This window comes from Delftia sp. Lp-1 (assembly GCF_020523835.1).
Classification (GTDB): Bacteria; Pseudomonadota; Gammaproteobacteria; order Burkholderiales; family Burkholderiaceae_C; genus Comamonas; species Comamonas acidovorans.
Window position 1 is genome coordinate 759091 of record NZ_JAJALJ010000002.1, and the last position, 13277, is coordinate 772367.

Annotated in this window: 11 protein-coding genes; 4 read left to right on the forward strand and 7 right to left on the reverse strand. The window is 67.6% G+C overall.

What is annotated here, in order from left to right; genetic code table 11:
- Nucleotides 1-13: 13 nt before the first annotated feature.
- Genes LGR64_RS20210 through LGR64_RS20225 form a run of 4 tightly spaced genes read right to left on the reverse strand, consistent with a single transcriptional unit; the run spans nt 14 to nt 3654 of the window.
- Entirely contained in the window at nt 14-334 is a 321-nt protein-coding gene (locus LGR64_RS20210) for a 2Fe-2S iron-sulfur cluster-binding protein (RefSeq protein WP_096915671.1), read from the reverse strand.
- Nucleotides 331-1566 carry an NAD(P)/FAD-dependent oxidoreductase gene (locus LGR64_RS20215; protein ID WP_141829345.1) on the reverse strand — a complete coding sequence of 412 codons (1236 nt, stop codon included), beginning with the start codon at nt 1564-1566 and terminating at the stop codon, nt 331-333. The genes LGR64_RS20210 and LGR64_RS20215 overlap by 4 nt, the downstream gene beginning before the upstream one ends.
- Complete coding sequence (locus LGR64_RS20220) at nt 1563-2615, reverse strand: xylose isomerase (protein ID WP_141829343.1); 1053 nt, start codon at nt 2613-2615, stop codon at nt 1563-1565. Before LGR64_RS20220 ends, LGR64_RS20215 begins: the two co-directional genes overlap by 4 nt.
- Nucleotides 2616-2625: 10 nt before the next feature.
- Nucleotides 2626-3654, reverse strand: coding sequence for an aromatic ring-hydroxylating dioxygenase subunit alpha (locus LGR64_RS20225; protein WP_230356751.1), 1029 nt, complete (start codon nt 3652-3654; stop codon nt 2626-2628).
- A 116-nt stretch (nt 3655-3770) separates the two neighbouring features.
- Between LGR64_RS20225 and LGR64_RS20230 the strand changes: the two genes are divergently transcribed.
- Nucleotides 3771-4553, forward strand: coding sequence for a TetR/AcrR family transcriptional regulator (locus LGR64_RS20230; RefSeq protein ID WP_185750875.1), 783 nt, complete (start codon nt 3771-3773; stop codon nt 4551-4553).
- Here LGR64_RS20230 and LGR64_RS20235 read toward each other — a convergent pair.
- Nucleotides 4544-5623, reverse strand: a complete 1080-nt coding sequence (locus LGR64_RS20235; protein WP_230356753.1) for a porin — start codon at nt 5621-5623, stop codon at nt 4544-4546. The two genes, LGR64_RS20230 and LGR64_RS20235, sit on opposite strands and share 10 nt — an antisense overlap.
- A gap of 343 nt (nt 5624-5966) precedes the next feature.
- Here LGR64_RS20235 and LGR64_RS20240 point away from each other — a divergent pair, with 343 nt between their 5' ends.
- Complete coding sequence (locus tag LGR64_RS20240; protein ID WP_013803487.1) at nt 5967-7301, forward strand: MFS transporter; 1335 nt, start codon at nt 5967-5969, stop codon at nt 7299-7301.
- A gap of 19 nt (nt 7302-7320) precedes the next feature.
- On the opposite strand, the gene gorA is transcribed toward LGR64_RS20240, so the two are convergent.
- The gene (gorA, locus tag LGR64_RS20245) at nt 7321-8670 is read right to left on the reverse strand and encodes a glutathione-disulfide reductase (protein ID WP_071954757.1); all 1350 of its coding nucleotides are present in this window, start codon (nt 8668-8670) and stop codon (nt 7321-7323) included.
- Between the two features lie 466 nt (nt 8671-9136).
- Here gorA and LGR64_RS20250 point away from each other — a divergent pair, with 466 nt between their 5' ends.
- Nucleotides 9137-11095 (forward strand): Ig-like domain-containing protein, encoded by a 1959-nt coding sequence (locus LGR64_RS20250; RefSeq protein WP_230356755.1) that lies wholly within the window; start codon nt 9137-9139, stop codon nt 11093-11095.
- A gap of 40 nt (nt 11096-11135) precedes the next feature.
- On the opposite strand, the gene LGR64_RS20255 is transcribed toward LGR64_RS20250, so the two are convergent.
- A complete protein-coding gene (locus LGR64_RS20255; RefSeq protein ID WP_230356757.1) occupies nt 11136-12224 on the reverse strand; it encodes a tartrate dehydrogenase in 1089 nt (362 codons plus the stop codon).
- 130 nt (nt 12225-12354) lie between these two features.
- On the opposite strand from LGR64_RS20255, the gene LGR64_RS20260 reads away from it, so the two are divergent.
- Complete coding sequence (locus LGR64_RS20260) at nt 12355-13269, forward strand: LysR substrate-binding domain-containing protein (protein WP_170962064.1); 915 nt, start codon at nt 12355-12357, stop codon at nt 13267-13269.
- Nucleotides 13270-13277 lie beyond the last annotated feature (8 nt).

Genomic DNA, 13277 nt, shown 5'->3' on the forward strand with positions numbered 1-13277 from the left:
GCCGGATGCCGCGTCAGCTCTGCGCCACCGGCATGCCCACCACCAGCCCATTCAGCTGTGGCGATACCGTGATCTGGCAGGCCAGCCGCGAGTCTCCGCGCACGTCGAGGGCGAAGTCCAGCATCTCCCTTTCGCCGCCCTGGGCCGGGCCCACGCGGTCCAGCCACTCCGGTTGTATGTAGACATGGCAGGTGGCGCAGGCACAGGCGCCGCCGCATTCGGCATCGATGCCCGGCACGCCGTTGGAGACGGCGGCGCGCATGAGGCTCTGGCCGTCCGTGGCCTGTACCACGTACTCGCGGCCGCTGTGTTCTATGAAGGTGATGGTGGTCATGGCGTGGGTGGGGCTTTGGGGGGGAGGGGCGGGAAACCGGGGTCGGCGCAGTGCGTGGCGGCGATGGCCTTGCGCGCTGCCATGAATTCGCCCGGTGAGTTCACGCATTCGGCGGCGCACAGCTGGCCACCGCGCAGGTGCAGGACGGCGAACCTGCCGCTGGCCGGGTCGCCGCGCAGCACGGTCTGGTCGCCATGGCCGGGCAGGCCGGCGATCTGCAGCTTGGTGTCGTACTGATCGGACCAGAACCAGGGCGCTTCATGGGCGGGCAGTGCGCGGCCCGTGATGGCGCAGGCTGCGCGCCGGGCCTGTTCGAGCGCGCTGGGCACGCTTTCGAGCCGGTGCAGCCCGGGGTAGCCGGCCAGGGGGCGGCGCGTGGCATCGCCTATGGCGTAGATGCCGGCCATGGCGGTACGGCCTTCGCCGTCCACGGCAATGCCGCCCGCGCAGTCCAGGCCGAGGGACTGCGCCAGCTCCACGCTGGGCGCTGCGCCCACGCCGATGAGCACGGCATCGCACTCCAGGCGGGAGCCATCGGCCATCCTCAGGCCCGTGATGCCGGTGGGGCTGTCGCCCTGGATGGCGGTGACCGAGGCGTTGAAATGCACCTCCACGCCCTGGCCTGCATGCAGGCCGTGCAGATGTGCGGCCATCTGCGACGAGGCGCTGCGCGACAACAGCCTGCCTTCGCGCTCGATGACCCGGACCTGCACCCCCAGCTTGCGGGCCGTGGACGCGACTTCGAGACCCACATAGCCGCCGCCGATGATGGCCAGGCAGCGGGCGGTCTGCAGGTGGCCCCGCAGCGCCTGCGCGTCTTCCATGGTGCGCAGGTAGGTCACGCCGGGCCGCTCACCCCCGGGCAGGGCCAGCCAGCGCGGTGCGGCGCCTGTGGCAATGACCAGGTGGTCGTAGTGCAGTGCCGACCCATCGTTCAGCGCTACCTGCCGCGAGCCCGGCTCTATGGCCATGGCGCGCACGCCCAGGCGCAGGGCAATGGCCTGGTCGGCATAGGCGCTGGCGGGCCGCAGCAGCAGATCGTCCGGGCCCATGGCCTGCTGCAGCCAGGCCTTGGACAGCGGCGGGCGCTGGTAGGGCGGCAGGTCTTCGCCGCCGACCAGGGTGATGGGACCCGGGTGGCCGTACTGGCGCAGCAGGGCGGCCAGGGTGCCGCCGGCATGCCCGGCGCCGATGATGACGGCGTGCCCTTGGGCGTGTTGTGCGGGGGTCATGATGCACCTTTGCACGAGGCCTGGACTGCGGGGCGGGCGCAGATCTCGTCCCAGGCTTGCCGCATGAAGCGTGCGGCCGCCACGTTCTGCGCCAGCAGGTCATAGCGTGCGCCCAGGCCGTAGTCGGGCAGGTTGATGAATTCGGTGGTGAGGTGGCGCAGCGGGCTGTGCGGGTGCGCGTGGTGGTAGGCCAGCACCTTGCGGATGGCCTCCTTGGAGGGCTCCAGCAGGTAGGCGTGCCAGGGCGAATGCCATTCGCCGGGGCCGGGCCGCAGCATGGGGTACTGGATGCCCCGGCCCGGCCTGCCGTCCTCGTTGCGGTGCCACAGGTTCAGGGGCTGGTTGGGGCCGGCTGCGCGCAGCTGGGCCCAGCGCACGATGCCCATGTCCAGCCATTGTTCGCACAGCGAGCCGGGCTCGAAGGGGTCCAGCACCAGTTCGCCGCTCTCGACCAGTTCGCGCACGCCCGACAGTTCCTGCTCGGCCGGGTTGCCGATCTTGAAGTTCACATGGCTGTAGTCCAGCGTGAAGTGGAAGGGCACGCCATGCGCCTGCACGCGCCGGGCCACCTCGCGTACGCGCAGGAAATCCTCGGTCCACATGTTGACGTGCAGCTCGAAGCTGGGCTCCACGCCCAGAGACATGGCGTCGTCGTAGACGCGCAGGTAGTGGTCGGTGATCTCGGCATCGTCCAGCACATGGCCGTCGCGGTGGTGCTTGAAGGTCATGATGTTGTGGCAGCGCGCGCCTATGGCCTGGCAGATGCGCAGGTTGTGGGCCAGCAGGGCCTCGTCCTCGCCCAGGCGGTAGAACCAGCTGGCCGTGTGCACGGGCAGGTTGAACTCGGCGATGGCGGCCTCGTACTCGGCCATTTGCGTGCGCAGAGGCAGGCGGTCGAAGCAGTCGAAGGCGCCGGTTTCACTGACCAGGCGGAACTGCTCGCGTATGGGCAGCTCCTGAAGGCCGATGGGCTGGTGGCGCGAGGAGCGCTGCACGCCACGGCCGTTGCAGCCGATGGGCGGGAGGGGCGGGTGGGTGTCGTCGTGCATGGCCCGCTCCTCAGCCGCCCGTGGGCGCGCCCTCGATCATGCGATCCACCATGCGGCGCATGCGCCGGGGGGCCGCATCGATGGCGATCTTGATGGTCTTGCGCGTGGCAAAGCGCTTTTCGTTGCGCTCTATGGCTTCGAGGATGGCCTTGTCCTCGGCGAAGGCGACGCGGAAGTCGGCAGAGAGGGCCGCATTGGTGTCGGCATCGGCCGTGAAGTTCTTGACGTGCAGCCAGTGGTCGATGGAGGTGTTCCGGTCCACGGGCGTCATGAAGTGGCAGGCATAGATCTGCATGCAGTTGTCGCGCCGGCCCTCGGGTGCGCCCGTGCCCGTGGCGGCACTGCCGAAGTCGATGATGGCGATGCTGGGCGCGTGGTAGTGGTAGTAGTGCCAGCGGTCCACGTTGCCGCTGAAATTGCCGTACTTGGCGAACAGCGGAATGGCCGGCGCATCGATGATCCAGCGCCAGGTGACGATGCGGCCGTCCAGCTCCTCGTGGTGCACGGGGATGTCCTCGCTGGCCGCGTTGCCCAGCGTGCTCAGGTGAACAAAGCTCACATGGGCTGGGTCGCAGAGGTTGTCGGCCAGGTTCAGGTAGTTGGCCTCTATGCGCAGCGCATCGCCTTCGACGGCGCTCCACGCCGGGTCGTGGTACTGGGGCAGGTCGAACACCGGCACGCTGTCGGCGCGCGAGGGATCGCCCATCCAGATCCAGACCAGGCCCATGTTCTCCTTGACCGGATAGGTGGTCACCACGGCGTTGCCCGGGATCATGTCTTGGCCTGGCACGCGCGTGCAGCGGCCGGTGCAGTCGAAGGTCAGGCCGTGGTAGCCGCATTCGATGGCATCGCCCTTGAGCTTGCCCATGGACAGCGGCAGCAGGCGGTGGGGGCAGGCGTCCTCCATGGCCACGACGGCGCCGGCCTCGGTGCGGTAGAGCACCACGTCGCGTTCGACGATGCGGTGGGCCGACAGCTGGCGGCCCACGTTGCGCGACCAGGTCAGCGGGTACCAGGTATCGAGTACATAGGTTTCCATGGGGGCTCTCCTTGTTGAGTGTTCAATCAATTTTGTTTGAGTGAACACTCAATTTCAATATGGCGTTTTTCCCTAGAATGGCCCACGCAATGCCCCCTTCACCTGACGCCGTGCCCATGACCACTGATCCCGAGGAAGTTCCCGCCATCCCGAAGCGCAAGGCTGCGCCCGCCAGGAAAGCCGCTGCGAAGTCGGCTCCTGCCAAGGCCCCTGCCAAGGCCCCTGCCAAGGCGTCTGCGGGGCGCAAGCGGACTGCCAAGACCGGCAAGACGACCAAGGAGGCCATCTTGCTGGCGGCCGAGATCGAGTTCGCCAGAAGTGGCTACGACGGCGCCAGCGTGCAGCGCATCGGCAAGCAGGCCAAGTGCTACGAGAGCCTTCTCTACTACCACTACGGCAGCAAGGACAAGCTGTTCGCCGCCGTGCTGGAGAACGCCTACCGCAAGCTGGTGGAGGCCGAGGCGAAGCTGCTGGTGGACTTCGACGATCCGCGCGCTGCGCTGGAGGCCGTGGTGCGCTTCATGTGGCGCTACTACCAGGAGCACCCGGAGCTGATCTTCCTGCTCAACACCGAAAACCTGCTCAAGGGCAAGCACCTGAAGAAGGCCTCGGGCATACGCGACTTCTTTCCCAACGCCATCACGCTGCTGCGCAAGGCTGTGGAATCGGGAATGGCCCAGGGCCTGTTCCGTCCCGATGTGCACATCGACGATCTCTACATCACGGTCATGGGACTGGGCTACTTCTACCTCTCCAATCGCCACACGCTGAGCGCCTTCTTCGACAAGGAGCTGCTGCAGCAGGCCGAGCTGCAGCGCTGGGGCGACCACATGGTGGAGACGGTGTTGCGCGTGGTGCAGCAGCCACCGGCCCAGCCCCAGCCCAGGACTCAGAAATAGTGGCGCAGGCCCAGGCCCCAGGTCTGGCCGCTGCCGGCGCCCGTGCCCGTGATGCGGTCGTGCAGGCTGTTGAGGTAGATGTCCGTGCGCTTGGACAGGGGGTAGTCATAGCCCACGGCCCAGGTGTTGCGCCTGGCCTCTTCGGCGCCCGAGGTGCGCGCATGGCCATATGAGGCCAGCACGGCGCCCGGGCCTGCGGGAATCGAAAGGCCGAACTGGCCGCTGTTCCTGCGGCGGTCCGCGCCGGCCACGGTGTCGGCCAGCCGCTGGTACTGGGCGAACAGCTTGACCATGCCCAGATCGTAGGAGCCGCCCAGCAGCCAGGCGCTCTGGCGGTCAAAGCCGGTGGCGGTAGCGGTGGTGGCGGCATTGGGATAGGCCACGTTCTGGTAGGCGAGGGCGGCGGCGAATGCGCCGCCCGCATAGCCGAGGCTGGCGCCGTACTTGTCCGCATCGCGGCGCTGGGACGCGGGCGTGCCGGCAGGCGGCTCGAACGAATACTGCAGCCGTGCCGTGAATCCGCCCCAGGACGGGCTGGTGTAGAGCAGGCTGTCACTCCAGCCCGAGTCGCCCCGCAGCGGCGCGGCGGCCGTGCCGTTGGGCCCGAAGCTGTGCAGCACCGCGGGTGAGAACGAAAAGGACCCTGCATACGGGTTGACGGCGATGGTGGCCAGCCAGTAGGGCGTGGTGTTGCGCCCCAGTTGCAGCGTGCCCCAGCCGCTGCTCAGTCCCACATAGGCGCTGCGCGCAAAGAAGGCGTCATTGGCAAAACGCCCTTCGGAGCCGCTGTCCGCGCGGTAGAAGGCCTCCAGTGCAAACACGGCCTTCAATCCAGAACCCAGGTCCTCCGTTCCGCGCAAGGCCCAGAAATTCGTCTGCATGCCGCCTGGCGTGAGCACGCCCGTGCCCTTGTCCGCGCCCAGCGGGCGCGAAAACCCCGCGAAGGCATCGATCTGACCCTGCAGCGTGACCTGCGCGCCCGCCGGCAGCGGGGCGATGGCATGGAGCAGGGCAAGTGCCGGGGCGGCCAGGGCAATGGCGTGTCCTGTCCTTGAATGCAGTCTGGGCATGGGGTGTCTCCTCGGTTCTGATCACGGATGTCATTCCGCGGGTTCGGTGTTTTTAAAGCGTATGCACTTGAATTGAGTCGGGTTCACTACAAAGGAGCACCAAGGCATTGCGTGAGTTGATGCCCCTTGTTTCCCTTGCGTGCAGGGATTTTTGTGCGACTTGATCGATGATTGCTATCGGGAAACTACTTGATTTGTTTTTGACTATCGTGCGTAGCATTGAGCGTAGGCACTTGAAATTTCCACTGCAGACAGATGTTTCCGCCGGATCCGGCTGCAGTGCGCCAACGCGGCGACGCAGGGCCATGAACGGTGGCAATGGTCAACACAGCAAGGAGCTGAAATGTCAGTTCACAGCAATGCAGGCATTGGCGGTATGCAGGGGCAGGGGGTCCATTTGCGGGAGCAGGAGAAGGAGCGGCGGCAGCTGTACGGGCGCGTGACGTGGCGGCTCGTGCCCTTCTTCTGTCTGTGCTACCTGGCCGCCTATCTGGACCGCATCAACGTGGGGCTGGCCAAGCTGCAGATGCAGCAGGACCTGGGCTTCAGCGAGACGGTCTACGGCCTGGGTGCGGGCCTGTTCTTCGTGGGCTACATCCTCTTCGAGGTGCCCAGCAACCTGGTGCTGGCGCGCATGGGCGCGCGGCTGTGGATCGCGCGGATCATGATCACCTGGGGCCTGATCTCGGGCGCGACCATGTTCGTGAGCACGCCCATGCAGTTCTATGTGCTGCGCTTTCTGCTGGGTGTGGCCGAGGCGGGGTTCTTTCCCGGCGTCATGCTGTACCTGACCTACTGGTATCCCACGCGCATGCGCAGCAAGATCATGGCGCTGTTCCTGATCGGCCTGCCGCTGGCCAGCCTGGTCGGGGCGCCGCTGTCGGGCTGGATCATGACGGCCTTTGCCGGCGTGCGTGGCCATGCGGGCTGGCAGTGGCTGTTCTTCCTGGAGGCGATTCCCTCGGTGGTGCTGGGCCTGCTGGTCTTCGTCTACCTGCCCAACAGCATCGAGTCGGCCCAATGGCTGTCGCCGCGCGACAAGGGCGTGCTGCGCGCCAACCTCGACAGCGACAGGCTGGCCGAGTCCCACCATTCGCTGTGGGCGGCGCTGTCCAGCGGCCGCGTCTGGCTGCTGGGCATGATCGACCTGAGCCTGATGATGTCCACCTATGCGATCAGCTTCTGGCTGCCCACCATCATCCGCGAGGCGGGGGTCAGGAGCACGGCCGAGATCGGCCTGCTCACGGCCGTTCCCAATGCCTTTGCCATCGCTGCGCTGCTGCTCAACGGCATCAGCTCCGACCGGCGCCGCGAGCGGCGCTGGCACATCGTGCTGCCGGCACTGGCGGGCGCGGCCGCCATGGCGCTGAGCACGCTGTACACCGGCCATGTGTTCGCCACCGTGCTGCTGTTCTCTCTGGCGACGGCGGGCATCATGGCAGCCTTTCCCGTGTTCTGGTGCCTGCCCGCCACGTTCCTGACGGGGCCGGCGGCGGCCGCAGGCATTGCGCTGATCGCCTCCATTGCCAACCTGGGAGGCTTTGCGGCCACCTATTTGCTGGGCTGGCTCAAGGATCTCACGCACTCGTCGAGCGCAGGCCTGCTGCTGTTCGCCGCCTGCCTGGTGGCCGGCAGCCTCTTGACGCTGGCCCTGCCCAAGGCCGTGGTCAACCGCTGAGTGCTGATGGTGCGCCTGTTCAGCGCATGGTCACGAACTCCTCGGCCGCCGTGGGGTGGATGGCCACGGTGTCGTCGAAGTCGCGCTTGGTGGCGCCCATCTTGAGCGCCACGGCAAAGCCCTGCAGCATCTCGTCCATCCCCAGGCCGATGCCGTGTATGCCCACGATGCGTTCCTCGGGGCCCACGCAGACCAGCTTCATGCGCGCGGGCTGGCGGTGGCGCGTGACGGCCGTGTACATGGCGGTGAAGGCCGATTGGTAGACCTTGACCTGATCGTCGCCAAAGCGCTCGCGTGCCTGCGGTTCGGTCAGGCCCACGGTGCCGATGGGCGGGTGGCTGAAGACCACGGTGGGTACGTTGTCGTAGTCCAGGTGCTCGCCGGTCTTGCCGTTGAACAGGCGCTCGGACAGGCGCCGGCCTGCGGCCACGGCCACGGGCGTGAGTTCGATGCGGCCCGTGATGTCGCCCACGGCGTGGATGCCGGGCACATTGGTGTCCTGGAACTTGTCCACCGCGATGTGGCCGCTGTCCTGCAGCGCCACGCCCGCGGCCTCCAGGTTCAGACCCGAGGTGTCGGGCCTGCGGCCCACGGCCCAGACCACGCAGTCCACGGTGTGGCTGCTGCCGTCCTGCAGTTGCAGGTCCAGGCTGCCGTCTGCGTTGCGGACCACGGCCTTCGGGGTGGCCTGGCGGTGCACTGCGGGGCCTTCGGCCTCCATGATCTCCATCAGGGTCTGGCTCAGCAGCGGATCGAACCCGCGCAGTGCCGAGTTCTGGCGCAGGAACAGATGGGTCTGCGATCCCAGCGCGTGCAGCACGCCGGCAATCTCCACGGCGATATAGCCGGCACCCACCACGGCCGTGCGCGCAGGCAGGGCCTTGAGGGCGAAGAAGCCGTCCGAGTCGATGCCCAGCTCGGCGCCCGGAATGTCGGGCCGTGCCGGCCGCGTGCCCGTGGCGATGAGGATGTGATCGGCACTGAGCCGCTGGCCGCCCACCTCCACGGTGCGCGCATCCACGAAGCGGCCAAAGCCCTGGATCAGCTCGACCTTGTTGCGCGCCAGGCCGCTTTCATACGAGGCATGGATGCGGTCGATGTAGGCGCTGCGGCTGTCCAGCAGGCGCTGCCAGTCCAGGCGGTTGACGGTGGCATCCCAGCCGTAGTCGGGGCCGTAGCGGTGCATGGCCTCGCCGATCTGGGCCGCATGCCACATGACCTTCTTGGGCACGCAGCCCACGTTGACGCAGGTGCCGCCGATCTCGCCGGCTTCGATCAGTGCGCAGTGGCGCCCGTGCATGGCGGCGCGGTTGGCCGATGCAATGCCGCCGCTGCCGCCGCCGATGACGATGTAGTCGTAGTGCTTCATGGAGATTCCGTGCTTTGCTGAGCGGCCCGAATGCCGCAGTCGGCCATCTTGCCCTGTTCGCTGGCCAGGGGCCTGCGGCGGGGGCAATGCCGCCATCTCCGCGCCCAGACGACGGCCCGGTCGACCGGCACATCGCCGCTTTGCAGGCCCGGGGGGCAGCAGGAGTGTGCTGGCGGGTGACGGGACCGTGGCGCGGCAGCCCGCGTTGCGCAGGGGGCGGGACGCACTGTCAAGAAAAGCGCAACGCGCAGTCAAGGCGCGGGCAGGTGCGGCCGCTAGGCTCCTGCATTGCCGGTACACCCGGCATGGACCAGAGGAACAGCAAGTTGAAACGGGAGTGCATGTGAGAGAACGAGGCAGTCGCCTTCAGGCGGAATTTTCCAGGGCCATGATGCCGTGGGTGGCGGTATTCGGAGCAGGCCTGCATTGCGCTGCTGCCGTGGCCGCGCCAGCACAGGGGTTGGTCATGACGGGCTACCAGACGCAGTCCAACGCTTTGTATACGAGCATGGTGACCGAATACACGTTCAGCGTGGGCGGTGTGGTGCAGCAAGGCGGCACGCCACCGGCCACAGCGGACTGGGCCACCCCTTCCAACTACTGGGATGGCGGCTGGGCGCTCAACAGCTGGAACGAGCGCTACACATACAGCTACCAGGGCCAGATCCTGCAGACTACCAACCCCCTGGACATTCCTGCGGCGGCAGCCTGGGCCACGATCAGCTCCTTTCAGATCGAGGGGTCCTCCTTCCCGCGTCCCATCGACAGTACTGTTTTCCACTATTCGCTCGATGGCATCCAGACCCTGCTTGCCATGGACGCATCGTCCATCCCCGCCAATGCGGTCTGGGCGGGCCTGTCATCCCTGTCCGATGGGTGGAATGCAACACAAAACCATGGGTTTGCCAGCTATGTGCTGGGCCGCCCGGTCTTCAGTCTGCCTCCCGCCGTCGACCCGCAGGCGGGCGGTGTGACGGCCAAGGCCCACGTGGCGCTGGACCGGGACGGCACGGGTTACTGGCAGGTACTTGCTGCGGCCGCGGCGGCGCCGGATGCCGCCGCGCTGCAGGCCGGCGGCTCCCCGGTCGGCATGACGGCAGGCGTGGTCCACGATATCGATATCGGGGGGCTGGCGGTGAATACGGCCTACAGGCTGCACTTCATCGCCAGGGATGGCGCAGGCCGCGTGCAGCCGGATGTGGCCAGCGTGCCCTTCACCACGCTCAGGCTGGAGCAGAGCATCGACTTTGCGCAGCCGTCGGCGCAAACCTTCGGCATGACATTCACGCCCGTTGCAACGGCTACCTCCGGCCTGGCCGTGACGTTTTCCGCATCTGCGCCAGAGGTTTGCACTGTCGATGCCGCAGGGGTGTTCAGCTTCCATTCCGCAGGCACTTGCAGGATGACGGCCCGGCAGGGCGGCGATGCGACCTATGGTCCCGCCCCCGAGGTGGCTTACCCTGTGACGGTGCAGCCTGCTGCGCAGAACATCGTCTGGAGCATGCCGGCGGCCCTGGTCGTGGATGCACGGGTGGCTCTGAGCGCCGCCGGCGGTGGCTCGTCCCAGGCCGTGCAGTTCAGCTCCCTGACGCCGGCGGCGTGCTCCGTCAGCGGTGCCGAGGTGGCCGGCAGGCTGGCGGGTACGGACAACTGCCTGCTGGCCGCCGATCAACAGGGGGATGCCAACCATCTGCCTGCGGCCCGGCAAGTCCTGTCCTTGAGCATCGGCAAGGGCCCGCAGGCCATTGCCTTCACTTCCGTGGCGCCAGCGGCCGCCAAGGTGGGCGACACCTATGCCGTGGCAGCAACGGGCGGGGCTTCCGGCAAGGTGGTGGTGTTCTCCGTGGATGCGGCGACGGCTGCCCATTGCACCATCGCGGGCAGTTCTGTCTCCTTCACTGCGCCGGGACCCTGCCGCATCCTGGCCGACCAGGCCGGCGACGCGAACTACGAGGTGGCGGCAAGGCAGCAGCAAAGCGTGCAGATCGCCCAGGCCACAACCACCCTGGCGATCACCTCGACCCCCAACCCTTCCCGGCCCGGCGACGATGTGACCATCAGCGTGTCGGCCGTGACCGGGGCACAGGACCGACGGGGGGCGCTGCGGGCGATGGCGGCGGCGCTCCCCTCGGGCAGCATCACGGTCTCGTACAACGGGGCGCAGCTGGGGTCGGCTCCCCTGGTTGGCGGCGCCGCCAGCATCACGGTCCGGCTGCCCGTGGCGGCCGGATCCCACGGCCTTGTGGTCGACTACAGCGGGGATGCAGTCCACGCCCCGATGAGCCAGGGCTTCACACAGGCCGTGGTGGCGGCGCCGGTGCCCACACCTGTGCCGGCCCTGCACACCGTGGCGCTGGTCATGCTGAGCCTGCTGGCGGCCGGGATGGGGGCCGGCAGGCTGCGCAGGGGCCGCATGGGCCGGTAGGCCGGGCTGCCGGGCGGCATGAGAACCCCGGCGTGGCGCCTCAGGCGGCAGCGATGCGCCGGGCGATGGCCTGGCCCACTTCGGTGGTGCTGGCCGTGCCGCCCAGGTCGGGCGTGCGGGGGCCGTTCTTGATGACTTCCTCGATGGCCGAGACGATGGCGTCGTGCGCCGCGCGGCCTGCGCCCTGGCCGTGGGTCAGGAAGTCCAGCATCAGCGCCGCCGACCAGACCATGGCGATGGGGTTGGCGATGTTCTTGCCGTAGATGTCGGGCGCCGAGCCGTGCACGGGCTCGAACAGGCTGGGGAAGCTGCGGTCGGGGTTGAGGTTGGCCGAGGGGGCCAGGCCGATGGTGCCCGTGGTGGCCGGTCCCAGGTCGCTGAGGATGTCGCCGAACAGGTTGGTGGCGGCCACCACGTCGAAGCGGCCCGGCTGCAGCACGAAGCGCGCGGTCAGGATGTCGATGTGCTGCTTGTCCAGCGTGACGTCCGGGTAGGCCTTGGCCACGTCCTCGGCGCGCTGGTCCCACCAGGGCATGCTGATGGCGATGCCGTTGCTCTTGGTGGCCAGGGTGACGTGCTTGCGCTCGCGGCTTTGGGCCAGGTCGAAGGCGTACTTGAGCAGGCGCTCGGCACCCTTGCGCGAGTAGACCGATTCCTGGATCACGATCTCGCGGTCCGTGCCCTCGTACATGATGCCGCCCAGCGAGGTGTATTCGCCTTCGGTGTTCTCGCGCACCACGTAGTAGTCGATGTCGCCGGGCTTGCGGCCGGCCAGCGGGCAGGGCACGCCTTCGAACAGGCGCACGGGACGCAGGTTGATGTACTGGTCGAACTCGCGGCGGAACTTGAGCAGCGAGCCCCACAGCGAGACATGGTCGGGCACGGTGGCAGGCCAGCCCACGGCGCCGAAGAAGATGGCGTCCATGCCGGAGAGTTGCGCCTTCCAGTCGTCGGGCATCATTTTTCCGTGGGCCAGGTAGTAGTCGCAGTGGGCCCAGTCGAAATGGTGGAATTCGAGCTTGATCGCAAAGCGGCTGGCGGTGGCCTCCAGCGTGCGCAGGCCTTCGGGCATGACTTCCTTGCCAATGCCGTCACCGGCGATGACGGCGATCTTGAATGTGTCTTGCATGGTGTCTGTCCTTGGATCGAATGGATGGATATGAAGCGGCGCCGCTGACAGCCTGGCCGCATGCATGGCATTGTTGGCTGCGCCAGGGCTAAATACAATCGGCCAACTGTGGTTCCATTGTTTACAGATCGTGAATAAACAACCGGCTCCCGAAGACCTGCGTGTCTTCACCGTGGTGGCTCGCAAATCCGGCTTTGCCGCTGCGGCCGAGGAATTGGGTGCATCGCCCGCCTATGTGAGCAAGCGCATCCGCCTGCTGGAGCAGGAGTTGGGCGTGAAGCTGCTGCACCGCACCACGCGCCGCGTGGCCGTGACCGAGGAGGGCGAGCGCGTATTCCACTGGGCGCAGCGCATCCTCGACGACATGGATCAGCTGATGCAGGAGGTGGCCATCACGCGCAGCGAGCCGCGCGGCCTGCTGCGCGTGAGCAGCAGCTTCGGCTTCGGGCGGCATGTGATCGCGCCGGCGCTGTCCCGGCTGGTGGAGCGCCATCCGGGGCTGCAGGTGCGGCTGGATGTGTTCGACCGGCTGGTGGATGTGGCGGGGGAGGGCTTCGATCTGGATGTGCGCGTGGGCGACGAGATTGCGCCCCACCTGATTGCGCGGCGGCTGGCCGACAACCACCGCGTGCTGTGTGCGGCGCCTGCCTATCTGGCGCGTCGTGGCACGCCGCGCACGCCGGCCGAGCTGTCGGCCCACGACTGCCTGGCCATCAAGGAGCGCGACCAGGCCTTTGGCGTGTGGCGGCTGCGCGCGGGCGCTGCCGAGCAATCGGTGAAGGTCACGGGGCCGCTGTCGGCCAACAACGGCGAGATGGTGGTGCAGTGGGCCGTGGACGGGCGCGGCATTGCGCTGCGCTCGCTGTGGGATGTGGGCGCCCATCTGCAGGCCGGGCGCCTGGTGCAGCTTTTGCCCGAATGGCGGCAGGAGGCCAATGTCTGGGCGGTCTATCCGACGCGGCTGCAGCTGTCGGCCAAGGTGCGTGTCTGTGTCGAATTCCTGCAGGAGCACTTTCAGCAGGAATGGGCGGCAGCAGCGTCCTGAAAAGGGCG

Coding starts and splice junctions, on each gene's coding strand:
- LGR64_RS20210 (WP_096915671.1), bottom strand. CDS start 334: ATGACCACCATCACCTTCATAGAACACAGCGGCCGCGAGTACGTGGTA.
- LGR64_RS20215 (WP_141829345.1), bottom strand. CDS start 1,566: ATGACCCCCGCACAACACGCCCAAGGGCACGCCGTCATCATCGGCGCC.
- LGR64_RS20220 (WP_141829343.1), bottom strand. CDS start 2,615: ATGCACGACGACACCCACCCGCCCCTCCCGCCCATCGGCTGCAACGGC.
- LGR64_RS20225 (WP_230356751.1), bottom strand. CDS start 3,654: ATGGAAACCTATGTACTCGATACCTGGTACCCGCTGACCTGGTCGCGC.
- LGR64_RS20230 (WP_185750875.1), top strand. CDS start 3,771: ATGACCACTGATCCCGAGGAAGTTCCCGCCATCCCGAAGCGCAAGGCT.
- LGR64_RS20235 (WP_230356753.1), bottom strand. CDS start 5,623: ATGCCCAGACTGCATTCAAGGACAGGACACGCCATTGCCCTGGCCGCC.
- LGR64_RS20240 (WP_013803487.1), top strand. CDS start 5,967: ATGTCAGTTCACAGCAATGCAGGCATTGGCGGTATGCAGGGGCAGGGG.
- gorA (WP_071954757.1), bottom strand. CDS start 8,670: ATGAAGCACTACGACTACATCGTCATCGGCGGCGGCAGCGGCGGCATT.
- LGR64_RS20250 (WP_230356755.1), top strand. CDS start 9,137: ATGACGGGCTACCAGACGCAGTCCAACGCTTTGTATACGAGCATGGTG.
- LGR64_RS20255 (WP_230356757.1), bottom strand. CDS start 12,224: ATGCAAGACACATTCAAGATCGCCGTCATCGCCGGTGACGGCATTGGC.